Annotated in this window: 19 protein-coding genes and 2 tRNA genes; 7 read left to right on the forward strand and 14 right to left on the reverse strand. The window is 70.5% G+C overall.

What is annotated here, in order from left to right:
* Positions 1 to 118 precede the first annotated feature (118 nt).
* On the forward strand, positions 119 to 1636 hold the full coding sequence (locus M1D46_RS10930) for an APC family permease (protein WP_456285535.1): 1518 nt from the start codon (positions 119 to 121) through the stop codon (positions 1634 to 1636).
* A gap of 1 nt (position 1637) precedes the next feature.
* Here M1D46_RS10930 and M1D46_RS10935 read toward each other — a convergent pair whose 3' ends face one another.
* On the reverse strand, positions 1638 to 2243 hold the full coding sequence (locus M1D46_RS10935) for a helix-turn-helix domain-containing protein (RefSeq protein ID WP_282977759.1): 606 nt from the start codon (positions 2241 to 2243) through the stop codon (positions 1638 to 1640).
* Positions 2244 to 2320: 77 nt separating this feature from the next.
* Here M1D46_RS10935 and M1D46_RS10940 point away from each other — a divergent pair, with 77 nt between their 5' ends.
* On the forward strand, positions 2321 to 3667 hold the full coding sequence (locus tag M1D46_RS10940) for a pyridoxal phosphate-dependent decarboxylase family protein (protein ID WP_456287161.1): 1347 nt from the start codon (positions 2321 to 2323) through the stop codon (positions 3665 to 3667).
* Here the strand turns inward: M1D46_RS10940 and M1D46_RS10945 are convergent, their stop codons facing one another.
* A complete protein-coding gene (locus tag M1D46_RS10945; RefSeq protein ID WP_456285536.1) occupies positions 3668 to 4168 on the reverse strand; it encodes a low molecular weight protein-tyrosine-phosphatase in 501 nt (166 codons plus the stop codon).
* A gap of 108 nt (positions 4169 to 4276) precedes the next feature.
* Between M1D46_RS10945 and M1D46_RS10950 the strand changes: the two genes are divergently transcribed.
* Entirely contained in the window at positions 4277 to 5479 is a 1203-nt protein-coding gene (locus M1D46_RS10950; protein WP_456285537.1) for an NAD(P)/FAD-dependent oxidoreductase, read from the forward strand.
* A 52-nt stretch (positions 5480 to 5531) separates the two neighbouring features.
* Here M1D46_RS10950 and M1D46_RS10955 read toward each other — a convergent pair.
* A tRNA-Ile gene (locus M1D46_RS10955) sits at positions 5532 to 5605 on the reverse strand.
* Positions 5606 to 5620: 15 nt separating this feature from the next.
* Positions 5621 to 6724, reverse strand: coding sequence for a DMT family transporter (locus tag M1D46_RS10960; protein ID WP_271172181.1), 1104 nt, complete (start codon positions 6722 to 6724; stop codon positions 5621 to 5623).
* A gap of 66 nt (positions 6725 to 6790) precedes the next feature.
* Here M1D46_RS10960 and def point away from each other — a divergent pair, with 66 nt between their 5' ends.
* The 3 genes from def (at position 6791) to M1D46_RS10975 (ending at position 10012) form a co-directional block, all read left to right on the forward strand.
* The gene (gene def / locus M1D46_RS10965) at positions 6791 to 7357 is read left to right on the forward strand and encodes a peptide deformylase (RefSeq protein ID WP_456285539.1); all 567 of its coding nucleotides are present in this window, start codon (positions 6791 to 6793) and stop codon (positions 7355 to 7357) included.
* A gap of 133 nt (positions 7358 to 7490) precedes the next feature.
* Complete coding sequence (locus M1D46_RS10970) at positions 7491 to 8012, forward strand: septum formation family protein (RefSeq protein ID WP_271171883.1); 522 nt, start codon at positions 7491 to 7493, stop codon at positions 8010 to 8012.
* 47 nt (positions 8013 to 8059) lie between these two features.
* Positions 8060 to 10012 (forward strand): glycoside hydrolase family 15 protein, encoded by a 1953-nt coding sequence (locus tag M1D46_RS10975; protein WP_456285540.1) that lies wholly within the window; start codon positions 8060 to 8062, stop codon positions 10010 to 10012.
* 4 nt (positions 10013 to 10016) lie between these two features.
* Here M1D46_RS10975 and M1D46_RS10980 read toward each other — a convergent pair whose 3' ends face one another.
* The 7 genes from M1D46_RS10980 to dusB all read right to left on the reverse strand — a co-directional run bounded on the left by M1D46_RS10980 (position 10017) and on the right by dusB (position 19931).
* Positions 10017 to 11381 (reverse strand): glucose-6-phosphate dehydrogenase, encoded by a 1365-nt coding sequence (locus tag M1D46_RS10980; protein WP_456285541.1) that lies wholly within the window; start codon positions 11379 to 11381, stop codon positions 10017 to 10019.
* A gap of 247 nt (positions 11382 to 11628) precedes the next feature.
* Positions 11629 to 14109: a family 43 glycosylhydrolase gene (locus M1D46_RS10985; RefSeq protein WP_456285542.1), complete on the reverse strand. Its 2481-nt coding sequence runs from the start codon at positions 14107 to 14109 to the stop codon at positions 11629 to 11631.
* Between the two features lie 359 nt (positions 14110 to 14468).
* A tRNA-Asn gene (locus M1D46_RS10990) sits at positions 14469 to 14541 on the reverse strand.
* Between the two features lie 86 nt (positions 14542 to 14627).
* Positions 14628 to 15410, reverse strand: a complete 783-nt coding sequence (locus tag M1D46_RS10995; RefSeq protein ID WP_456285543.1) for an ATP-binding cassette domain-containing protein — start codon at positions 15408 to 15410, stop codon at positions 14628 to 14630.
* Positions 15411 to 15431: 21 nt separating this feature from the next.
* The gene (gene dnaG / locus M1D46_RS11000; protein WP_456285544.1) at positions 15432 to 17297 is read right to left on the reverse strand and encodes a DNA primase; all 1866 of its coding nucleotides are present in this window, start codon (positions 17295 to 17297) and stop codon (positions 15432 to 15434) included.
* Positions 17297 to 18673, reverse strand: a complete 1377-nt coding sequence (locus tag M1D46_RS11005; RefSeq protein ID WP_271171889.1) for a deoxyguanosinetriphosphate triphosphohydrolase — start codon at positions 18671 to 18673, stop codon at positions 17297 to 17299. The genes dnaG and M1D46_RS11005 overlap by 1 nt, the downstream gene beginning before the upstream one ends.
* Complete coding sequence (gene dusB / locus M1D46_RS11010; protein ID WP_456285545.1) at positions 18663 to 19931, reverse strand: tRNA dihydrouridine synthase DusB; 1269 nt, start codon at positions 19929 to 19931, stop codon at positions 18663 to 18665. Before dusB ends, M1D46_RS11005 begins: the two co-directional genes overlap by 11 nt.
* A 66-nt stretch (positions 19932 to 19997) precedes the next feature.
* Here dusB and M1D46_RS11015 point away from each other — a divergent pair, with 66 nt between their 5' ends.
* Entirely contained in the window at positions 19998 to 20495 is a 498-nt protein-coding gene (locus tag M1D46_RS11015; protein WP_324014813.1) for a glutathione peroxidase, read from the forward strand.
* Here M1D46_RS11015 and M1D46_RS11020 read toward each other — a convergent pair whose 3' ends face one another.
* Genes M1D46_RS11020 through recO form a run of 3 tightly spaced genes read right to left on the reverse strand, consistent with a single transcriptional unit; the run spans position 20496 to position 22762 of the window.
* On the reverse strand, positions 20496 to 21176 hold the full coding sequence (locus M1D46_RS11020) for a DsbA family oxidoreductase (RefSeq protein WP_456285546.1): 681 nt from the start codon (positions 21174 to 21176) through the stop codon (positions 20496 to 20498).
* A 37-nt stretch (positions 21177 to 21213) separates the two neighbouring features.
* Positions 21214 to 22014 (reverse strand): isoprenyl transferase, encoded by an 801-nt coding sequence (locus M1D46_RS11025; protein ID WP_282977770.1) that lies wholly within the window; start codon positions 22012 to 22014, stop codon positions 21214 to 21216.
* Positions 22015 to 22033: 19 nt separating this feature from the next.
* Positions 22034 to 22762: a DNA repair protein RecO gene (gene recO, locus M1D46_RS11030; protein ID WP_271171894.1), complete on the reverse strand. Its 729-nt coding sequence runs from the start codon at positions 22760 to 22762 to the stop codon at positions 22034 to 22036.
* Positions 22763 to 22792: the final 30 nt, after the last annotated feature.

The raw sequence follows: 22792 nt of genomic DNA on the forward strand, positions 1-22792 counted from the left end.
CCATCCGCCCGCCTCGCTGTCACTGATGGCCCCACGCGCATCCGATGATGCACTGCTGTGCGCGGAGTGCGCACTGCCGTGCTCTATAGTGGGCGGAGCTTTCGAAGGGAGCTGTTCAATGACGAATCAGGCGACGACGCCGCCCTCCACCACCACGACCGCGCTGCCGCTCGGCACCCAGCTGCTGCGACGGAAGTCGATCGACGCGATCCTCTCCGACAGCGAGGGACACGACCCGGGTCAGAGGCTCCGCCGATCTCTCGGCGTGTGGCAGCTCACGATGATCAGCGTGGGAGCGACGCTCGGCACCGGCATCCTCGTCGTCCTAGGCACGGCTGTGCCCATGGCGGGGCCGGCCGTGTGGATCGCCTTCCTGCTCGCAGGCGTCGCGGCGTTCCTCTCCGCCCTGTCGTACGCCGAGATGGCCGGGGCCGTGCCGGTTTCCGGCTCCAGCTATTCGTATTCCTACGCGACCATGGGCGAGGGCATCGCCTGGGTCTGCGGCTGGTGCCTCGTCCTCGAGTACGGCGTGTCGGTCGCCGCGATCGCGGTGGGAGCCGGCCAGTACGTGAACGACACCCTCCTGATGTTCGGGATCGAGATACCGGCCATGTGGATGCAGCCTCCGGGTGCGGGCGGGGTCTTCAACGTGCCGGCCGCGGTCGTCGTGCTGCTCGGGACGGTGCTCCTCCTGCGCGGCGCCAAGGAAGCCGCGTGGGCCAACACGATCATGGTCATCATCAAGATCGGTATCCTCGTGCTCTTCATCGTCGTGGCGTTCACCGCATTCCAGGGCGGCAACTTCGAGCCCCTCGCGCCGATGGGCGCCGCCGGCATCGCGGCGGGCGCGTCGCGGCTGTTCTTCTCGTACATCGGGTTCGACGCGGCCTCGACAGCGGGCGACGAGGCGAAGGACCCCCGGCGTGACCTTCCGCGGGCCATCATCATGTCCATGGTCATCGTCACCGGGCTCTACATGCTCGTCGCGATCGCCGCGATCGGCGCGAAGCCGTGGACGCAGTTCAGCGATGCCGAGGCGACGCTCGTCGGCATCCTCGTCGACATCACGCACCAGCCGTGGATCGCGCTTCTCTTCGCCGTGGGTGCGGTCGTCGCGATCATGAGCGTCGTGCTCACCGTCCTGTATGGCCAGACCCGCATCCTGCTGACGATGTCGCGCGACGGCCTCGTGCCATCCGTCTTCGGTCGCGTCTCCGAGCGGACGCGCACACCGGTCGCGAACACGCTCATCGTGGGCGTCGCGATCGCCGTGACCGCCGCGCTCATTCCGCTCGGCCAGCTTGCGGACGCGACGAGCATCGGCACGCTCTTCGCGTTCGCGCTCGTCAACCTCTCGGTGATCTACCTTCGACGCAACCGCCCTGACCTGCAGCGGACGTACCGCGTTCCGCTTTACCCTGTGGTGCCCGTCCTCGGCTTCCTCTTCTGCCTGCTGCTCATGGTGACCCTCGGGCTCACCACCTGGATCGTCTTCGGCGCCTGGCTGGCCGTCGGCGCCGTGCTGTACCTCGTATACGGACGTCGGAACTCGCGCGTCGGCCTGCTCACGCAGGACGAGTACGCCTCGAGCGCGACCGCGGCGACGTACACCCTCAAGCGCCGTGCGCGCCGGTAGGTCAGTCGCCGTGCGTCTCGGAGGCCTTCGGCGATCCGACGCCCGGCTCGAAGACGGAAAGCGTGAACCGCGCCGGGGCCGAGCCGGGGTTGGCGTACGCATGCGGCGCGTCGCCCGAGAAGGCGATGACATCGCCGGTGGCGAGCGGGTGAGTCTGCTCGCCGACCGTGACCTCGATGTCGCCGTCGAGCACCTGCAGGAGCTCCTTCGTCCCGGTCGCGTGCTCCTCGCTCTCGTGCCGTTCTCCGGGCTGCAGCGTCCAGTCCCAGAGCTCGAGCACGTCGGGCGACTCGGTTCCCGACAGGAGGACACCCACCCCTCCCCTGTCGCCGCGCCAGAGAATCGATCCCTCGCCCCTGCGCGTGACCTTCACGGCGGCGACCTGCGGATTCTCGACGAGGGCGGGCAGCCCGATTCCGAGCGCCTGGCTGATCCGGAGCAGGATCCCGACGCTGGGGTTGGTCGCGCCCTGCTCCACGTTCACGAGCATGCGACGGCTCACGCCCGCGGTCTCAGCGAGCGCGTCCAGAGTCCAGCGGCGGGCCTGCCGCTCCTGGCGCACGCGCGCGCCGATCGCCGCAGACAGGGCCGTCGTCGTCACATCCATACCGTGCACCATACTGCACCGAAGTCCCATTCCCTCGACAAGGAGCCACATTGAGCACCTCGACATCCGCGACGCGCATGCACGAGATCACCGCCGAGAACCGCAAGGTCGTCGACCTCGTGCTGAGCTACTCCCGCGAGCGACTCCTCGCGGAGGACACTCCCCTCGACAAGCCGCAGACCGAGGCGGCACTCGACGCCCTCGTCGGACAGACGATCAGCGAGGAGGGCCTGGGTGCCGAGCAGGCCCTCGCGCACTTCACGGAGACGCTCGCGCCCGCGTGCATCACGACAGACGACCCGAGCTACCTCTCCTTCATCCCGTGTGCGCCGACGAAGGCGGCCGCCGCATTCGACGTCGTCGTGTCGGCGAGCGGGCTCTACGGAGGGTCCTGGCTCGAGGGTGCCGGCGCCGTCTACGCCGAGAACCAGGTGCTGTCGTGGCTCGCAGCGGAGTTCGGCCTGCCCGCGACCGCCGGCGGGGTCTTCGTGCAGGGCGGCACGCTCGGCAACCTCTCGGCACTCGTCGCCGCGCGGGAGTCTGCGCGCTCGGCGGGGCGCACGGTTGCCCGCTGGAAGGTCGTGTGCAGCGAGGAGGCGCACTCCTCGATCGCATCGGCGGCCCGGGTGATGGACGTCGACGTCGTGGGTGTCGCGCCCGATGCCGACGGAGTCCTGCGCGGCGACGCCGTGCGGGCGGCGCTCGACGAGCACGGCGAGAGCGTGTTCGCCGTCGTCGCCACGACGGGCTCGACGAACTTCGGCATCGTCGACGATGTGGCGTCGATCTCCGAGGTGACGCGCGCACGGGGCATCTGGCTCCACGTCGATGGCGCGTACGGTCTCTCGGCGATGCTCGCGCCATCCCATCGCCACCTCTTCGCGGGCGTCGAGCATGCGGATTCGGTGATCGTCGACCCGCACAAGTGGCTCTTCGCGCCGTTCGACGCGTGCGCGCTGATCTACAGCGACCCCGAGAAGGGGCGCCGTGCGCACACTCAGCACGCCGCGTACCTCGACACGCTCACCGAGAAGGCCGACTGGAGCCCGTCGGACTTCGCCGCCCACCTGACGCGCCGCCCGCGCGGGCTCCCGCTCTGGTTCTCGCTCGCCTCCTACGGCGCCGCCGCGTACCGCTCGGCGATCTCCGCGTCCCTCGAGCTCGCGCAGGAGATCGCCGACGAGATCGAGCGGCGTCCGTATCTCACGCTCCTGCGCCGACCGCAGCTCTCGGTCGTGGTGTTCGAGCGCGACGGATGGTCGAAGGATGACTACGAGGACTGGTCCGCTCGTCTGCTCGACGAGCAGCGGGCCTTCGTCACGCCGAGCGGGCATGAGGGGCGGACGAACGCCCGCTTCGCCATCATCAACCCGCGCACGACCAACGAGGCGCTGCGCGACATCCTGGATTCGATGGCGGGCTGATCACTCCGCCGGCGCGACGGCGCGAGACTCCCGGACGAGATCCAGGATGGCCGGCGCTCCGGCTTCGATGAGCGAGAGCGTCTCCTCGAAGTCGGAGCGGTCGCCGTACCAGGGGTCCGTGACGTCGCGAGTCTCGGCACCGGGGACGAACTCCATCCACAGACGGGTGCGCGCGGGGTCCGCGCCCTGGCGCAGAAGCGACGCGCGGTGAAGCTCCGTCATCGCGAGCAGCAGGTCGGCGTCGAGGTCGTCATGGCTCACGACCTGCGCGGTCCGGGTCGGGACCGGATAGCCGCTCTCGGCGAGGACGGATGCCGCGCGCGGGTCGATCGGGTTTCCGAGCTCCTCCGCGCTGATGCCGGCTGAGCGGAGCGTGACGTCGATCCCGGCGGATGCGAAGCGGTCGCGCAGCACGACCTCCCCCATCGGCGACCGGCAGATGTTCCCCGTGCACACGACGACGATCGTGCGGATCATGCGACTCACTGTCTCTCGGCTCACGACGCGAATCTAGTGGATGCGCGGCGGCTCCGTTCGCGGATGCTCGCCGCGCCGCGCGGAGACGTCAACCCCATCGACACATCCCGCGGTGTCCTCGACCCTCGAGACATGGCAGAGACGGTTGCTCGGAGCCCGCGACGTCACGACGTCATCGTGATCGGCGGCGGAAACGGGGGCATGTCGCTCGCTGCGCGACTGCGGAAGCGCGGATGCCCGGACGTCGCGCTCATCGAGCCGTCGGCGCACCATGTCTACAAACCGCTGCAGAACTACGTCGCGGGCGGTCTCGCTCGGCGTGACGAACTCGTGCGGGCCCAGACCTCGCTTGTCCCCCAGGGCGTCCGCCTCTATCCGTCGGCGGCGCGGCGCGTCGATGCGGGCCGCCGGGAGGTCATGCTCGCGGACGGCACGATCCTCGTCGCTGGGGATGTCGTCATCGCGTGCGGCGCCGAGACCGACTGGGAGTCGCTCCCGGGCGCGCGGCGGGCGCTTCGAGACGGCATCGCTTGCACATCGTTCGAGCTCGAGCATGTCGAACGCACCTGGGACAGGATCCGCGCTCTCGAGCGCGGGACGGCCGTGTTCACGCTGCACGGGCAGCCCGCCTCGGGTCGGGAGACCGCGCTGAAACCTCTCTTCCTGGCCTGCGATCACTGGCGACGCCGGGGCGTTCTCCGCGACCTCCGGGTCGTGCTCGTGCACGACGCCGACCGCCTCCATCCCGTCGATGAGATCGCTGCGGCCATCCGGACGGCGATCGACGACTACGGAGTCGAGGTCCTCGCCTCGACGCGCGTCGAGAGCATCGAACAGGACGCGCTGGCCGTCGACGGACCCGAGGGAACAGCTCGGATCGCAGCGGACCTCATTCATCTGCTCCCGCCGTACCGCGCTCCCGCCTTCGTCGGCGAATCGGGGCTCGCCGGTGAGCAGACGCAGGGATTCGTCGACGTGGACCCACGCACGCTGCAGCACCGCGACCATGCGCACATCTGGGCACTCGGCGACGCGGCCGACCTCGGCGATGCCCGCACGGGCGGCGCACTCCGTCACCAGGTCAAGACGGTGGTCGAGAACATCCCTCGGCGCCGCTCCGGTCGGCCGCTCCTCGAGTACGACGGCTATACCGTCGCACCCATCACGACGTCGCGGCGCGCACTCGTCTTCGGCGAGTACGACAGCCGCACTCACCGCGTCATGCGGACCATCCCGCTGCTCGACCCGCTCCGGCCGCGCCCGTGGTGGTTCGCACTCGATCGGTGGGTGCTCCCCCAGCTGTACTGGCACGGCATCGTCCGCGGGAGAGTCTGAGCGCCATCCGTCGAGATGGGGCACATGACCCACGCACGACGCCATGCGGGAGTAGGGCGGGTCGGACTTGAACCGACGATCGTTGGGTTATGAGCCCACTGCCTTAACCAGCTTGGCCACCGCCCCGTACAGCCCTAGAGCCTATCGCGCGTCGAGGCCCGAGCCCTCGTCGCCGTCTCGCGGCCCGTTGCGCCGCGAGAGGAGATCCTCGGGGTCGCGCGCCGCGCGCAGCGCGTCCAGCGCCGACGACCCGCTCTGGCCATCCGCTCGGTCGCCGTCCTCGCCATCCGAGCCGCGTCGGATCGACAGCTCCTGGCTCTCGCTGACGACCTGCGGATGGTGCCGCGCGAGGAGGAAGACGCCGAGCGACGCGACCGCTCCGACCACGACGAAGACGATGAGCGCCCACAGCGGGGCGTTCGCCGCCTCGCCGAGGACGATCGCGCCGATGAGCACCGCGACGATCGGGTCGATCACCGTGAGGCCGGCGATCACGAGGTCGGGCGGCCCCGACGCGTACGCGGTCTGCACGAAGTACCCGCCCGCGGCAGCGGCCGCGACGAGCGCGACGATGCAGAGCCAGACGGTCCAGTCCACGTCGCCCGCCTGGAAGCGCTTGATGACGATCTTCGCGAGCGTCGCGACGAACCCGTAGAGCGCGCCGGCGGCCGTGATGTAGAAGAGCGCGCCGATCCGGCGGCGCAGGATGAGCCAAGCCGCGCCGAGAAGGATGATCACGGCGAGCAGGATCGCGAGCACCACGAGCAGCTCGAAGTCGGTGATCGAGCGCTCGGTCGCGAAGAGCGCCGCGACGAGCACGAAGACGAGGATGCCGCCGACGCACAGGCCGATGGCGGTGATCGAGTTCCGGGTCGGCATGTGGCCCGTGATCTGCGCGTTCAGCAGGGTCGTGATGACGAGGGAGATCGCTCCGAGCGGCTGCACGACGATGAGCGGTGCGACGGCGAGAGCACTCAGCTGGCAGATGATCGCGACGCCGAGCAGGATCGTCCCGATGATCCACGACGGGCGGGACATGAGGCGCAGGAGGTGCGCGGCCCCGAGGCCTGCGCGGCCCTCGGCGCCGGCGAGCCGCTCGACCTTCTTCACGCCGCGGCTCTGGTACTGGGCGCCGAGCGACATGAAGACGGCACCGGCGATCGCGAGCGGGATGCCGAGCAGCAGGCCGGGGTTCTCGAATGCGCCGACGAGCTGCTCGCCGATGTCCGCCGCTGCCAGGCTCATGGCCTCCGAGGTTCCCCAGGTCACCCACCGAGACTAACGCCCGATCGTGCCGACTACCCTGAAGGGATGGCCGTTCTGCCGATTCGCATCTGGGGCGATCCCGTCCTGCACGCCCCCGCTTCGCCCGTCGACGAGATCTCCGACGAGATCCGCACGCTCGTCCGCGATATGTACGAGACCATGGACGCCGCGCCTGGTGTCGGGCTCGCGGCGCCGCAGGTCGGCGTCGGCCTGCGCATCTACACCTACACGTACGAGGACGACGACGGGAACCCCTGGCGCGGCGAGATCATCAACCCCGAGCTCTGGATGGTGCCGCTCGAGCCGGGCGACCCCGACGAGGACCTCGAGTCGGAGGGCTGCCTCTCGTTCCCCGGCGAGCGCTTCCCGCTGCGCCGTTCCGACCGGGTCGTCGTCACGGGGATCGACCTCGAGGGTGCTCCGGTCCGCATCGAGGTCGACGGATGGCGCGCGCGCATCATGCAGCACGAGTTCGACCACCTCGAGGGCGTCGTCTACGTCGACCGCCTCTCCGAGCGGGACTGGAAGACGGCGCAGAAGATCTCGAAGAAGCGCGGGTGGGGCCGTCCTGGCGTGAGCTGGATGCCCGGCGTCGACGACCTCGACGCCTGAGCGCCGCCGCGCGGAAGGGCTCTTTTGAGCCCGCTCGCTTTGCGCGAGGATCGAGGCGACGCGTAGCGTTCTGAGTGGGGTGCGGGCGTGAGGCTTCTGGTGCCCCGACCTACGCACACAGGAGAGTGACCCCATGATTCGCACCAACCCGACCCGTCGCGTCCTCGTCGCGGGTGCCGCCGTCGCCCTGGCCTTCTCGCTCGGCGGGTGCTCGAGCATCGCCAACCTGCTCAACGGCGAGACCGCCGCGCGCGACGAGGAGACGCAGGAGGTCACCGAGGGCGGCACGGTCGACGTCTTCTCGCTCGAGGTCGGCGACTGCACCGGCGCCACCGCCGAAGGCGAGGTGACCGACATCGAGGTCGTCCCGTGCGACGAGCCGCACGACTCCGAGGTCTACCACGAGTTCGAGATGGAGGACGGCGAGTGGCCCGGCGAGGCCGCCGTCGACACCGCGGCGGAGGAAGGCTGCACGGGCGAGGCGTTCGAGGCCTTCATCGGGCTCCCCTACGACCAGTCCGAGCTCTACGTGACCTACCTCACGCCGCTCGAGGACACGTGGAGCGACCCCTCCGTCGCCGACCGGCTCATCCAGTGCATGGCCTACATGCCCGGCGAGGAGCTCACCGGAACGCTGCGCGACTCCAACCGCTGAGCGCAAGGGCGTTTCGCTCGCCCCCGTGCCCGCCTACGGTGGGGCGCATGGCTTCGCACCATCCGCGCCCACCGCAGGCGGCACCATCCGCCCTCATCGAGGACTACGCACTCGTCGGCGACCTCCACACCGCGGCGCTCGTCTCGCGGACGGGCAGCATCGACTGGCTCTGCCTGCCGCGCTTCGACTCCTCCTCTCTGTTCGCCGCGCTCCTGGACGACGAGCGTGCGGGCCGCTGGTCTCTCCGCCCTGTCGACGAGACGGCGACGTCGAGACGCTCGTACATCGACGACACCTTCGTTCTGCGGACCACCTGGCAGACGCCCGACGGCGAGGCCGAGGTGCTCGACTTCATGCCGCTCGGCGACAGCCGGCCCAATCTCGTGCGGCGCATCCGCGGGCTGCGCGGCTCGGTCGCGTTCTCGGAGCGGTTCGCGGTGCGATTCGACTACGGCGCCGCGCTTCCCTGGGTCCGTCAGATCGAGTACGGAGACCGCCCCGCGATCCTCGCGACAGCGGGGCCCGACTCGATCATCCGGTGCGGGCCGCGTGTGCGGGCTCAGGGGCTCGAGCACCGCGGTGAGCACGCGGTGTCGCAGGGGCAGACGATCGACATCGTGCTCACGTGGTACCCGTCGCATCGTCGTCCGCCGAAGCCGCTCGACGTCGACGCAGCGCTCGATCTGACACTCGACTGGTGGCGCGAGTGGGCGCGACGCAGTGCGCCGCCCGCCCCGTACGCGCAGGAGGTGCGACGCTCGCTGCTCGTGCTCCGGGCGCTCACCGACGAGGACACCGGCGGCATCTCGGCGGCCGCCACGACGAGCCTGCCCGAGACCGAGGGCGGCGTGCGCAACTGGGACTACCGATACGTCTGGCTGCGCGACGCGGCGCTCACGATCGCCGTGCTGCTGACGCACGGCTACCGCGAGGAGGCGGAGGAATGGCGCGGATGGCTGCTGCGCGCCATCGCCGGGGATCCCGCGGATGTCCAGATCATGTACGGGATCGGGGGCGAGCGCCGCCTGCCGGAGTTCGAGCTCGAAGGACTGCGCGGCCATGGCGGCGCTCGACCGGTGCGCATCGGCAACGGCGCCTACCGGCAGCGTCAATGGGACATCTTCGGCGAGGTCATGGTGGCGCTGCACGGCGCCCGCGTCGCAGGCCTTGAGGAGACAGCCGCGTCGTGGCCGCTGCAGCGGGCACTGCTGGCGTTCCTCGCTGACAACTGGCAGCGGCCGGATCACGGGATCTGGGAGATCCGCGGGGACGAGCGGCACTTCACGCACTCCCGCGCGATGGTCTGGGCCGCCTTCGATCGCGGGGCGCGCGGTGTGCGCGAGTTCGGCCTGCCCGGTGACGCGGACCGGTGGCAGGAGCTCGCCGACACCATCCGCGCGGAGATCCTCGCGCGGGGGTTCGACGAGCGGCGCGGCTCGTTCCGCCAGCACTACGACACCGACGAGGTCGACGCCGCGCTGCTCCAGCTGCCGCAGATCGGATTCCTCACTCCGGACGACGAGCGCATGACGGGCACGGTGGCCGCGATCGAAGAGGACCTCATGGCTAACGGACTGCTGCTGCGCTATCGGACCTCGTCTGGGGTCGACGGTCTCGCGGGCGAGGAGCATCCGTTCCTCGCGTGCTCCTTCTGGCTCGTCGAGCAGTACGCGGGATCGGGGCGCCTCGACGACGCCGAGGCGCTCATGGCACAAGCGCTGGAGGCCGTCAACGACGTGGGCCTGCTCGCCGAGGAGTACGACCCCGTGCGCCGTCGGCAGATGGGCAACACCCCGCAGGCGCTCTCCCACCTCGCGCTGGTCCGCGCGGCGGACGCGATCGACATCGCGCGGCGCGGGCGCGACGACCTGGCCCCGCACGTGCGCGGCGAGAGCGAAGGCGATGCGGAGGCGACCGGCACGCGCGAGAAGGAGCCGACGCCCGCCGAGGCGCGCGAGAGCTCGGGGACGCCTCTGCCCGCTCGCGACCCGGTCGAGTGACGGGTCAGCCCGCCGCGGTCCCCCATCCGTCAGGGCCCGCGCTGCCGGCCGCATAGTCCTCGAGCGGCACGCGACCCTCGCGCCACGCGTCAAGAACCGGGGCGACGATGCGCCAGCACTCCTCCGCGATGTCTCCGCGGACCGAGAGCAGCGGGTCGCCGTCGAGGATGCCCTCGAGCACCTGCCCGTACGGGAGGAGGTCGCCCGGGGCCTTGTCGGTGGACAGGCGCGTCTGCTCGAGGGTGAACGGATCGCCGCTCCCGTTCATGGAGAGGTCGAGGGCGACCTCGCCCGAGAGCAGGTCGAGCACGATGCTGTCGCTCTTCGGCTCGCCGATGAAGCCCGGGATCTCCGGCGCCGGCTTGAAGCGGACGGTCACCGTGGTGCGATCGGCCGAGATGGCCTTTCCCGACCGGAGGACGAAGGGCACCCCGCGCCAGCGCGGCGTGTCGACGGCGCACGTGATCTGAGCGAGCGTCTCGGTCTCGCGAGCCGGGTCGACACCCTCTTCGTCGACGTAGGACGGGAGGTCCCTCTCCCCCACGCGCCCGGCCGTGTACCGCGCGCGCTTCGACGCGGCGACGGGGTCGTCCCAGACGCGGGTGCTGCGCAGCACCTGCGCGATGTTGGAGCGGAGCTCGGCCTGGTCGAGTCGCGGGAGCGGCTCCAGCGCGACGAGCGACAGCACCTCGAGCAGGTGGCTCTGGAGCATGTCGACGAGGGCGCCCGCGCTGTCGTAGTACCCGCCACGGCCCTCGAGCGCGAGCGTCTCGTCGAAGACGATTTCGACGCGCTCGACGTGCTCGGCACGCCATGCGCCCTCAAGCACGCGATTCGCGAACCGCATGCCCAGCACGTTCAGCACCATCGACATCCCGAGGAAGTGGTCGATGCGGAAGATCTGCTCCTCGGGGACGAGCAGCGTGAGCAGGCGATTGAGTCGCCTCGCGCTCTCGAGGTCGGTGCCGAACGGCTTCTCGAGAGCGAGTCGCGTGCCCTCGGGCAGCTCGACCTCGCGCAGCGCCTCGCAGACCTTGGCGCTCACCGCGGGCGGCAGCGCGAAGTAGATGACGGGCGTGTGCGCGCACGCATCGAGGAGCCGCTTCAGGTCCTCGGCGCTCGTCGCGTCGGCGGGGATGTACTCGGTGGAATCGAGGAGCGCGTCGGGGTCTGCTCCGACGTCGGCGGCCTCGAAGCTCGTGCGGACGATCTCGTCCCACACATCGCTGCGGTCGTCGAGGCCCGCCCCGATCACCTGGACGTCGTACTCGCGTCGGGTGAGAAGGCTCGCCAGCCCGGGCAGCAGGAGCCGCTTCGTGAGATCGCCGCCTGCGCCGAGGATGAGGATGCTCGCACTCGTCTTGGTCATGCCTGCGACGCTATCGAGAGCGCGCCACGCGCGTCGAGGGGTTGCATGAGCGTGTCGGTTGACGCCGAGCGTGTCCGTTGACGCCGAGCGTGTCGGCTGACGCCGAGCGTGTTCGCTGGCGCCGGGAGGGGCGGCGGCGGTGCGGCGCTCGGCGCGGGTTCGGCACATGGAGCGGGCGTGCGGCGCTCGGTGCGACGGCACGGGGCCGGCCGGAGACTCCCGACCGGCCCCGCATCCGCGCGCGACGTCAGCCGCAGCTGGTGGCCTCGGTCGGGATGTCGCGCTGCACCTCGACCTGCTCTCCGTCCACGGTCGCCGTCGCCGTGACCGTCAGCGAGCCCGCGTCGACGTGCGAGTGCCGCGTGTTGATCGCGGCCGACCTCGCGGCACCGGGATCGACGGCGCCCAGCTCACGCCGTCCGAACGGGGACTCGACGACGAAGGTCGCCGCGACATCGTCCTCGTTCACCACCCGCACGGTCTGCATGATCTGCTTGCCGGCCAGGCAGCGGTCGAGCACCTCGACGGAGAAGGCGAGCGCGTCGTCCGCCGCGAACGCCCAGTTGTCCACCTCCAGCAGATCCGCGTCCGCTGCCGCGCCATCCGCCCCGGCGAACACGAAGAACACGTCGTGCTCGCCGGTCGCGCCGGTGACCGGCGCCTCGACCGTCGTCCACTCCCCGAGCGTGCCGTCGACGGGGATCTCAGCGACGACCTGTCCGTCGACATCGTCGAGACGCACCTGGACGCTGGCGCCTTCGACGAGCGGCTTGACCCGTGCGGACACCGTCTTCGCCCCGTCGCCGAAGTCGACGCCGGCGACCGCGGCGAAGTCGCCATCGTTCACGTCGGCGAGCAGCATGTTGCCGCCGCCGTTGTGCTCGGGGAACTCCACGGACGGGGCGTCGGCCTGCTCGGTGCTGATGCCGAGCTGCCACGCGAGCGTCTCCGCCTCGAACGTGCGATACGGATCGAAGCTCTCGACCTGATCGACGCCCGCGCGCGTGCCCTGGACCGGCTTGATCGTGCCGTCCTCGTTGAACTCGAGCTTGTCGATGTGAACCGAGCGGTATCCCTGGGTGGCACCCGGCGTGCCGAGCGCCGCGGCCCACGCGGCACCGCGGGTCTGGGCGTGGTAGGTGAGGTACGTCTCGCCCTTGAACGTGAACATGTCGGAGTGGTTGTTGCCGCCGTTGCCCGCGCCGAAGTGCACGGCGGGGTTTTGGAACGCCACACCCGCGTACTTCGCCGAAGACAGGTCCATCGGATCGTCCGTCATCATGTACGCGATCGCTCCGCGCTCGGGGTACTTGCCGGGCTCTGGCGTCACCTGGAAGTTCGACGAGTACGAGTAGTAGTACCGGCCATCGTGCCTGAACATGCTCGAGGCCTCGAAGATGCCCGGGGCATCGATCTCGACGGGGTCGCCGGCGAGCGTCACCATGTCGTCTTCCAGCTTGGCCACGCGCGTCGACTTCGGGTTCTGGGGCCCCTGCTGGTTGGGGCTCGTGCCGATGACCGAGTTGCCGCCGAAGTACAGGTACCCCTGACCGTCGTCGTCGATGAACACCTCGGGGTCGAACAGCCACATGCCCGCGGGGAAGCCGCCGTTCGCGATGTACTCCGGTGAGACCGTGTCGGGGATGATCTTCTTGCCCACCGGGTCCGTCCAGGGGCCGAGCGGCGACCCTCCGACGACGACCGCGGTCCCTGTGCCGCTGTCGCAGAAGTAGAGGTAGACCTTGCCATCCTTCTCGATGGCGGCGGGCGCCCACGAGTTGCGCGCCCACGGAGCCGCACCTCCCTCGCGCGCGATCGGAACGCTGCCGTGGTCGACCCAGTTGACCATGTCGCTGGTCGACATGACGTTCAGACGGGTGATCGCTCCGTAGCCGTTCGGCTGAGTCGGGAGTCCGTTCGCGTCCTTGCTGTTCGCCTCGTACTGCTGGGTGTCGTCCGTGGAGTAGATGTAGAGCCGGCCGTTGTAGATCAGGTGGTGCGGATCGGCCCCGAACTTGTGCCCCACGAGGGGGTTGTGGTCGCCGATCGGCTTCGTCTGGACCGACTCCAGGTTCGTGTACGCCGGCGCCTCAGGAGCGTCGGCGATCTTCACCAGTGAGAGCTCGTCGACCTTGAAATCCTGAAGGGCCGACGACCCCCACGGCGTCTCGACGAAGAACCACGACGCTGCGACGTGACGATCCTCGGCCGTGAACTCCCGCGTGAACGTGCCCCACTGGCCCTTGGTGAACGAGTTCCCGTAGTCGACGCACCCGTTGAAGTTCGACGGGCAGAACGTGAAGTTGAACTGCTGTGCGGCGGCGCCCTCGTCGTACTTGAGCTTCCCGGTCATGCGGTACGTCGCGCCGAGCTCGAGCTTCCCCGCGACGTCGGCGAACGGACCCGACTGGGTGTTCTCACGGTCGGTCACCGAGAGGGAGTGCGCGCCGCTCGCCGCGTCGTCGCTGAGGGCGAGCGTGCCACCGCGCTGGCTGGTCCAGCCGGAAGCATCCTCCACGAATCGCCCATCCGGCAGGAGGCTGCCGGGAACGGCGGGCGGCTCCGGCGCGGTGCCGAGTTGCGCCGGGACGGGCGCCGCGATGGCCTCCGGCGCCGCATAGGCGACCTGGCCGGCCAGCGTGACCGACGACGCGATCAGCGTCGCGATGCCGAGAGCCGCCGCTGCGCGGCGCCGCCGCCCGCGGGGACGGATGTGTCGTGATCTCACTTGCTGCACTCCTTTGTCCATGGTGGATGTCACGGGGGTCGTGCCTCGCGCATGGCCCGAGAAGGCGCACGAAGGCAGCGGGATCCGGAGATCCCGCAAGCGGTTCAGGCGCCGTAGTGACCCTCGCGACGGATCGATATCGTTTTCGTTGATGGCACTTCTGCACCCTCCTCCTCGAGGTGCACACGACCGCGCCGGCGCCTGCCTGGATGTTACCGGGAACAATGCGCGGGGAGCAAGCCTCGAACAGTGCGCGCGGAGCAAGCCTCCGCGACGCCGATTCCCCTGGGATGCGGGTCACATGCTGAAGCGCCGAGGGCAAAGGGAAAGGGCCCGTCCGATGGACGGGCCCTTCTCGGCTCCCCGGCTTGGACTCGAACCAAGAACCTGCCGGTTAACAGCCGGCTGCTCTGCCAATTGAGCTACCGAGGATCACTCGCCGCCCCGCGGGGCAACTCCCCTAGCTTAGCAAACGCGCGAGCGCACACGGAAACCGAGCCGTGCACGCGGGCGTGTCGTCACGCGATGAGCAGCGTCTCGGTGCTCTTCATGCCCGGTGTCCAGTCCAGATGCTCCGCGTCGCCGGCGGCCACCACGTGCCCCGAGCGCAGGATGAGGCGATCGGCGTCGAGCTCGCGCGCGAGGTCCGCATCGTTCGTCACGAGCAGCGCGGCCATCCCCCACTCCTGCTGACGGCGGATGATCGCGTCGAAGATGACGTGCCGCACCTCGAGCCCGATGTTGGCGAGCGGCTCGTCGGCGATGAGCACCCGCGGATCGAGGATGAGCGCGCGCGCGAACGCGACGCGCTGGCGCATGCCAGCGCTCAGCTCGTACGGGAACTTCGACGCCGCGCCGAGCGGCAGGTGCATCTCGTCGAGCAGCGCCGCCACGCGCACCGCGAGGGCCCGCTGATTCACGCGCCGGTCGCGTGACGTGATCGGCTCCGTGATGACCTCGGAGACGGTCAGGCGCGAGGGCAGGGCGGCTCCCCCGCCCTGCGGCACGTAGCCCGTGCGATACGTCAGCACGCGGTGCACGCGACCGGGGCGGCGCACGGAGATGCCCGTGACGAACGCGTCGCCTCCCGACACGGCGATCGAGCGGTCGCGCGTCCCGGCGAGGACGGACGCCAGGCTCGACTTGCCCGATCCGGTCGGGCCCGAGACGCACAGCGTCCCGCCGACGGGAAGCGTCGCGGTCACGCCGTCCACGGCGCGGATGGCCTGGCCGCGGCCCGAGCGGGACACGCTCAGGTCGACACAGCGGACGGCGTTCTCGGTGTCGTCGGGCACGCGCATTGTTCCATCCTGCCTTGCCGTCTAGGACTCGTCGAGCAGCTGGCGCCGCTCGATGTCGAGATCGCGCAGCCGCACGCGCACGGCGCGGCCCTCATCGGACTCGGGAGCCACGCGCTGCACCGCGCCGAGCAGCTCGTTCTTCTCGGCATCGATCGCCCGCAGGACGATCCGGCGGCACAGATCGTTCACCGAGAGCACAGCGCGCTCCTCGTTGAGCGCCGGGAAGTCGCGCGTGATGAGCTCGGCCGCGAGCGAGCGGTAGGGCTCCCGCACCATCTCGACCGCGGCGACCGACCATCCGATCTTCGTGCGGTCGACGGCCTCGACCGCCACCCGCACCGCCTCGAGAGCCGGTGTGCGGAACGGCAGCGAGAGCGCGCGATGCAGGAGATTCGGCTCGACACGGTGCCCGTACTGGAGGATGCCCGTGAGCGCGTCGCGCTCGATGGCCGTGTCGGTGCCGCGCGGCAGCGTCGCGAGCGACACGCGCACCACGGGCGCGGCCTCGCCCTCGGGCACCTCTGTCCGGGCCGGCTCCGGGCGGCGCGGCGTGTCGCCCGACGTCTGCCGTGCGGCGCGCTCGACCTCCCCGTGGACGTCGGTCGGGTCCATGCCCAGTCGCCGCGCGAGGACGCGCTCGTAGCCGGGGCGCAGAAGCCGGTCGCGGATCTCGGCCACGATGGGCGCTGCGGCGCGCAGGGCGCCGACACGCCCCTCCACCGTCCCGAGGTCGAACCGCGAGACGGCGCGGTCGATCACGAACTCGAACATCGGGACCTTGTGGTCAACGAGACTGCGCACCGCCCCGTCGCCCCTCTGCAGGCGCAGGTCGCACGGATCGAGCCCGTCGGGTGCGACCGCGACGAAGGTCTGCGCGTTGAAGCTCTTCGCGTCGGTGAAGGCGCGGATGGCGGCCTTCTGGCCAGCGGCGTCGCCGTCGAAGGTGAACACCACCTCGCCCGAGGCAGAGGAGTCGCCCATGACGCGGCGCAGCACCGTGACGTGCTCGGCCCCGAAGGCCGTGCCGCACGTCGCGATCGCGGTCGTGACGCCCGCGAGGTGGCACGCCATGACGTCGGTGTAGCCCTCGACGACCACGACCCGCCGAGGGTCGCCGCGCGAGATGTCGCGCTTCGCGAGGTCCAGGCCGTAGAGCACCTGCGACTTCTTGTAGATGGGCGTCTCGGGGGTGTTGAGGTACTTCGGGCCCTGGTCGTCGTCGTAGAGCTTGCGCGCGCCGAACCCGACGGTCTGGCCGGTCACATCCCGGATGGGCCAGATCACGCGCCCGCGGAACCGGTCGTAGACGCCTCCGCGCTGATTCGTGGAGACGAGCCCCGCCGTCGTCAGCTCCTCGCGCGTGAAGCCCTTCGCCGTGAGCGCGTCGAGCATGTGGTCCCAGCCCTTGGGTGCGTATCCGACGCCGAAGTGCGCCGCCGCGCCCGCATCGAACCCGCGCTCCCCGAGGAAGCGGCGCGCGGCATCCGCTTCGGGCGACATGAGCTGCGCGCGGAAGAACTCCGCAGCGGCGGCGTTCGCGGCGAACAGGCGTGCGCGGCCGCTCGTCTCGGGCGCGGGCCCGCCGTCCTCATAGTGCAGCGTGTAGCCGATGCGCGCGGCCAGCTTCTCCACGGCCTCCGTGAACGAGACGTGGTCCATCTCGCGCAGGAAGGTGTATACGTCGCCCGACTCGCCGCAGCCGAAGCAGTGGTAGAAGCCCACCTGAGGGCGCACGTGGAAGCTCGGGCTCTTCTCGTCGTGGAAGGGGCAGAGCCCCTTGAGCGACCCCACGCCCGCGGACTTCAGCGCGACCCGCTCCCCGATGATGTCGGCGATGTTCGTCCGGGCCTTGACCTCGTCGACGTCGGCCTGCCGGATGCGCGGCATCAGGCCACCTGCGACGCGCGCGCGGCCTTCGAGGGCGCCCCGCGGCGCGCGTGACGAGGGGCCCAGATGCCGACCTCGGCGGGGTCGACCTCGCCGACGAGCCGGTTGTGCCAGGCGACGGCGGTCTGATCGGTCAGGGAGGCGACCTGGTCCACGACCACGCGGGTGCGCGCGGCGTCGCTGTCGGCGGCGAGGAAGTCGGCCGCGAACGCCGGCTCGAGGGCGTCGGCGCCGGTCGACCACAGCGCGTCCGTCGAGACCAGGGCGTCTGCGATGCGCTTGAGCACGCGCCGCTGCTCGGCGTAGATGTGCCGGCGCTCGTCGATCGTCACGATCGTCGCGCCCATGAGGCCCTTGAGCACGGCGATCTCGACCTCGATCTCGCGCGGAACGACGACGTGGCCGCCGTATCGCGTGAGCGACGCCGCGGGGTACGCCGCACGCGTCGCGTCCACCGCGGCGCGGGCGAACCGGCCGATGAGATCGCTCGTGAGGTTCTTCAGACGGGCGAGGTCGCGCCGTGAGCGGTCGAAGGCGCGCATCCACATCGGGATGCGCGTGAGGCGGTAGAGGGCGTCGGCGAGCTCGTCGCGCGGGTAGTCGTATCCGACCCACTGCTGCACCTGGCCGATGAGCGGATGGTGCGCGACCGGATCGCTGACGTGGGCGAGATCGAGGTACCCGTTCACCACCGCGTCCTCGAAGTCGTGCACGGAGTACGCGATGTCGTCGGAGAGGTCCATCACCTCCGCCTCGATGCAGCGCTCCTTGGCCGGGGCGCCCTCGCGCAGCCAGCGGAACACGTCCTCGTCCTCGGGGTACACGCCGAACTTCAGGCGCCCGCCCGGATCGGCCACCGGGTCGGCGACCGTCCACGGGTACTTGCACGCGGCGTCGAGCGTCGCGCGGGTCAGGTTGAGCCCGTACGAGCGCTCGTCGTCGAGCACCTTCGACTCGAGCCGGGTGAGGATGCGCAGGCTCTGGGCATTGCCCTCGAACCCGCCGATCTCGGACGCCCATTCGTTGAGCGCCTTCTCGCCGTTGTGCCCGAAGGGCGGATGACCCAGGTCGTGGCTGAGGCATGCCGCGTCCACGACGTCCTCCGCGAGCCCGAGCGCGGTGCCGAGCTCGCGCCCGACCTGCGCGACCTCGAGCGAATGGGTGAGGCGGTTGCGCGCGAAGTCCGCGGGACTCGCGGGGCTCAGGACCTGCGTCTTCGCGGCGAGCTGCCGCAGCGCGGCGGAGTGCAGCACGCGCGCACGGTCGCGCGCGAAGTCATCGCGCTGCGAGCGATGCGTCTCGCGGTGGAAGCGCTCGGCATCGGCGTCCGTGTAGCCGGCGGGGCGGGGCGCGGCGCCCGTGCCCTCAGCCGCCACTGGTGTCCAGCTCCGCTTCGCGCAGCTCGCAGCCCGCCGCCTCGCCCAGCTCGCGCGAGTCGAGCCATCCCTCGGGCAGCACGGGGCGCTTGGGCGTGCCCGCGCGACCGCGCTGGCCCTCCGCGGCCTCGCCCGGATACGGTGCGTCGTGGTCGAGCTCGGCGAGCAGGTCGTCGATCTCGGCGAGACTCGACGCCGTCGCCAGTCGCGCACGCAGGTCGCCGCCCACGGGGTATCCCTTGAAGTACCAGGCGACGTGCTTGCGGATGTCGCGGCATCCGCGATCCTCGTCGTCGAAGAACTCGACGAGCAGCTCCGCGTGGCGGCGGAAGGCCTGCGCGACGAACCCGAGGGTCGCGTCGACCTCGCGTTTCGCCTCGCTGCGCTCGCTCAACGACCGGAGGCCGCTCGCTCCGCTCGCCGAGTGCTTCGCCTCGCTGCGCTCGCTCAACGACCGGGGGCCGCTCGCTCCGCTCGCCGAGTATCCTCGCGCCCCGAACGCGCGCGCGAGGTCGCCGAACAGCCACGGACGCCCGAGGCACCCGCGCCCGACGACGACCCCGTCGCACCCGGTCTCGTCCATCATCCGCACGGCGTCGTCGGCCGACCAGATGTCGCCGTTGCCGAGCACGGGGATGCTCGTCACGGCCTCCTTGAGCTTCGCGATCGCCGACCAGTCGGCGTGGCCCGAGTAGAACTCCGACGCCGTCCGCGCGTGCAGCGCCACGGCGGCGGCGCCCGCGTCCTCCGCGATGCGGCCCGCATCGAGATACGTGAGGTGGTCGGCGTCGATGCCCTTGCGCATCTTCACCGTGAGCGGGATGTGGCCGGCGGCCTCGACCGCCTGCTCGACGATGTCGCGGAACAGGCCGAGCTTCCAGGGCAGAGCGGACCCGCCGCCCTTGCGCGTGACCTTGGGCACCGGGCAGCCGAAGTTCAGGTCGATGTGGTCGGCCCTGTCCTCCTCGGCGATGATCCGCGCGGCGGCCGCGATCGTCTGGGGGTCGACGCCGTACAGCTGGATCGAGCGCGGCTTCTCGGACTCGTGGTGCCGGATGAGGCGCATCGTCGCGGCGTTGCGCTCGACGAGCGCGCGCGACGTGATCATCTCGCTGACGTAGAGGCCGCCGCCGTACTCGCGGCACAGCCGGCGGAACGCCGTGTTGGTGATGCCGGCCATGGGGGCGAGCACGACGGGCACGCCGATATCGAGCGGGCCGATCCGCAGCGTGCGCGCAGGGGTGAGGACGGTGGTCACCCCTCGATTCTTCCAGACCCCAGCCGAGGCGGAGCCGAGTGTGCACAGCCGTCTTAGGCTGGGTCCATGACCGCCCCCGATGATCTCCGCCGTATCCCGTTCCGGGACGCCGACGGCGTCGAGAAGACGCTCGCCGACTACGGCGACGGTGTCCTGCTCGTCGTCAACGTCGCGTCGAAGTGCGGCCTCACGCCGCAGTACGAGCAGCTCGAGGCGCTCCAGCGGACCTACGGCGACCGGGGCCTGACGGTGCTCGGCTTCCCGTGCAATCAGTTCCTCGGCCAGGAGCCGGGGTCGCTCGAGGAGATCCTCGACTACTGCGCCACGACGTGGGGCGTCAGCTTCCCGATCCACGAGAAGGTGAACGTCAACGGCGCGCATGCCGCTGCGCTCTACAAGGCGCTCAAGAAGACCCGCGACGGCGTGGGCCTGGCCGGGCCGGTCGCCTGGAACTTCGAGAAGTTCCTCGTGCTCCCCTCGGGAGAGGTGCGCCGCTTCCGGCCGCCGGTCAAGCCGGACGCGCCCGAGATCGTCGAGGCGATCGAGGCCGCGCTCCCCCGCTGATCAGGCGGCGGGCTCTCCCGCCGCACGGCGCTCGGCCCACACCTGGCGTGCGACCTGCGCGAACGCCTGCGGCGGCTGAGCGCCGCTCACGCCGTACTTCCCGTCGATCACGAAGAACGGCACGCCGTTGATGCCGTACGCGCGGGCCTGCTCCTGGTCCCGACGGACGTCGGGCAGGTGACGACCCGACTCGAGGGCCTCGCGCGCGCCATCCGGATCGAGCCCCGCCTCCGCCGCAATGCCGACGAGGTCGTCGATGCGCCCGACGTGGCGCCCCTCGGTGAAGTAGGCCTGCATGAGGCGCTCGGTCACCTCGAGCTGCCGCCCGTTCGCCTTCGCGTGGTGGATGAGCTCATGCGCCTTGACCGTGTTCGTGTGCTGCAGGATGTCGAACCGGTACGCGAGCCCCGCGCCCGCCGCGACATCCGTCACACGCTCGAGCATCTGCTCGACCTGCTCTCGCGCCATGCCCTTGTGGCCGACGAGGAAGTCGAGCTCGGAGCCGTCGAAGTCCACGGGGGTGTCGGGCGCGAGCTCGAACGAGTGGAACGTCACCTCGACGCGCGGCGCGTCGTCGTCGCCGGCCACCTCCGCGAGCCCGGTCTCCAGGTTCCGCTTGCCGATGTAGCACCAGGGGCAGGCGATGTCGCTCCACACGTCGATCTTGATCGCATCCGTCACACCGGATGCAACGGGCCGCGACGCCTCGGCATTCCCCTCACGCCTTCGGCGCGTCGACCGCCCCGCCATACCGCCGGTCGCGACTGTGGAAGATGCGGATGGCCTCCCACAGGTCCTCGCGCGTGAAGTCCGGCCAGAGGCGGTCGAGGAAGACCATCTCGGCGTACGCGGCCTCCCAGAGCATGAAGTTCGACGTGCGCTGCTCTCCGCTCGAGCGCACGAAGAGGTCGACGTCCGGCATGTCGGGCACGTAGAGCCGCTTCGCGATCGACTTCTCCGAGATCGCCGACGGCTTCAGCCGCCCGGCCCTGACCTCCTCCGCGAGCTCGCGCACGGCGTCGACGATCTCGTACCGGCCGCCGTAGTTCACGCACATCGTGAAGGTCATCGTCTTGTTGGAGGCCGTGAGCTTCTCGGCTTCCTGCAGATCCTTGATGACGGAGCCCCACAGTCGCGGCTTGCGCCCGGCCCAGCGGATGCGCACACCCCACTCGTTGAGCTGGTCGCGGTAGCGGTGCAGCACGATCCGGCTGAAGTTCATGAGGAAGCGCACCTCCTCGGGCGAGCGCTTCCAGTTCTCGGTGGAGAACGCGTAGACCGACAGGTGCTTCACCCCCGCCTGCACCGCGCCCGCGACGACGTCGAGCAGCTGCTCGATCCCCTGTCGGTGACCCTCGACGCGCGGCAGGCCCTGCCGGTTCGCCCAGCGGCCGTTGCCGTCCATGACGATCGCGACATGGTGCGGCACGGGACCGGCGAACGCCGGCGGCTGGAGTCCCGTCCAGTCGAGGGGCTTGTACGGCTCGGCGTCGGGGTGGGTGTAGGGCTTGGGGCTCATGTGCTCTCTCGCGGGGTCGTCAACGGTGCTTCTCGACGTGGCTGAACGAGCGGATGGCGCGCTCGAGGTGGAACTGCGCGTACGCCGCGACGAGGCCGGAGGCCGCGGACAGCTCGCCCGCGGGCGTGGCGTCCACGCGCTCCCAGTCGCCCTCGAGAAGCGCCGCGAGGAGGCTCAGGGTGCCCCGGCTCACGCGGGGGCTGCCGGCCGGCGCGCATGCCTCGCACACGACGCCGCCCAGCTGCGCGACGAACCGGTCGTGCGGCCCCGCGGCGCCGCAGCGCGCGCAGTCCTCGAACGAGGGGGCCCATCCGGAGAGCGCCATCGTGCGCAGCAGGTACGAGTCCATGATCGCGTTCGGAGCGTGCTCGCCGCGCGACAGCGAGCGCAGCGCGCCCACGAGCAGGAAGAACTGCTGCGGCGTCGACTCCGCCTCGTTCACGCGGTCGGCCGCCTCGACCATGGCGCTCGCGGCCGTGTAGCGCTCGTAGTCGGCGACGATGTCGGCACCGTAGGCGCCCAGCGAGTCGGCCTGCTGCACGATGTCGAGGCTGCGGCCGATGTAGAACTGCGCGTCGACCACCATGAACGGCTCGAGGCGCGCACCGAACTTCGACGAGGTGCGGCGCACGCCCTTCGCGACGGCGCGCACCCGCCCGTGCTGCTTCGTCAGCAGCGTGACGATGCGGTCGGCCTCGCCCAGCTTGTGGGTGCGGAGCACGACGGCTTCGTCTCGATAGGTGGGCACCGTTCGATTATCGAGCCTGTGCGCGAGGAT

It is taken from the genome of Microbacterium sp. JZ70, assembly GCF_053903225.1.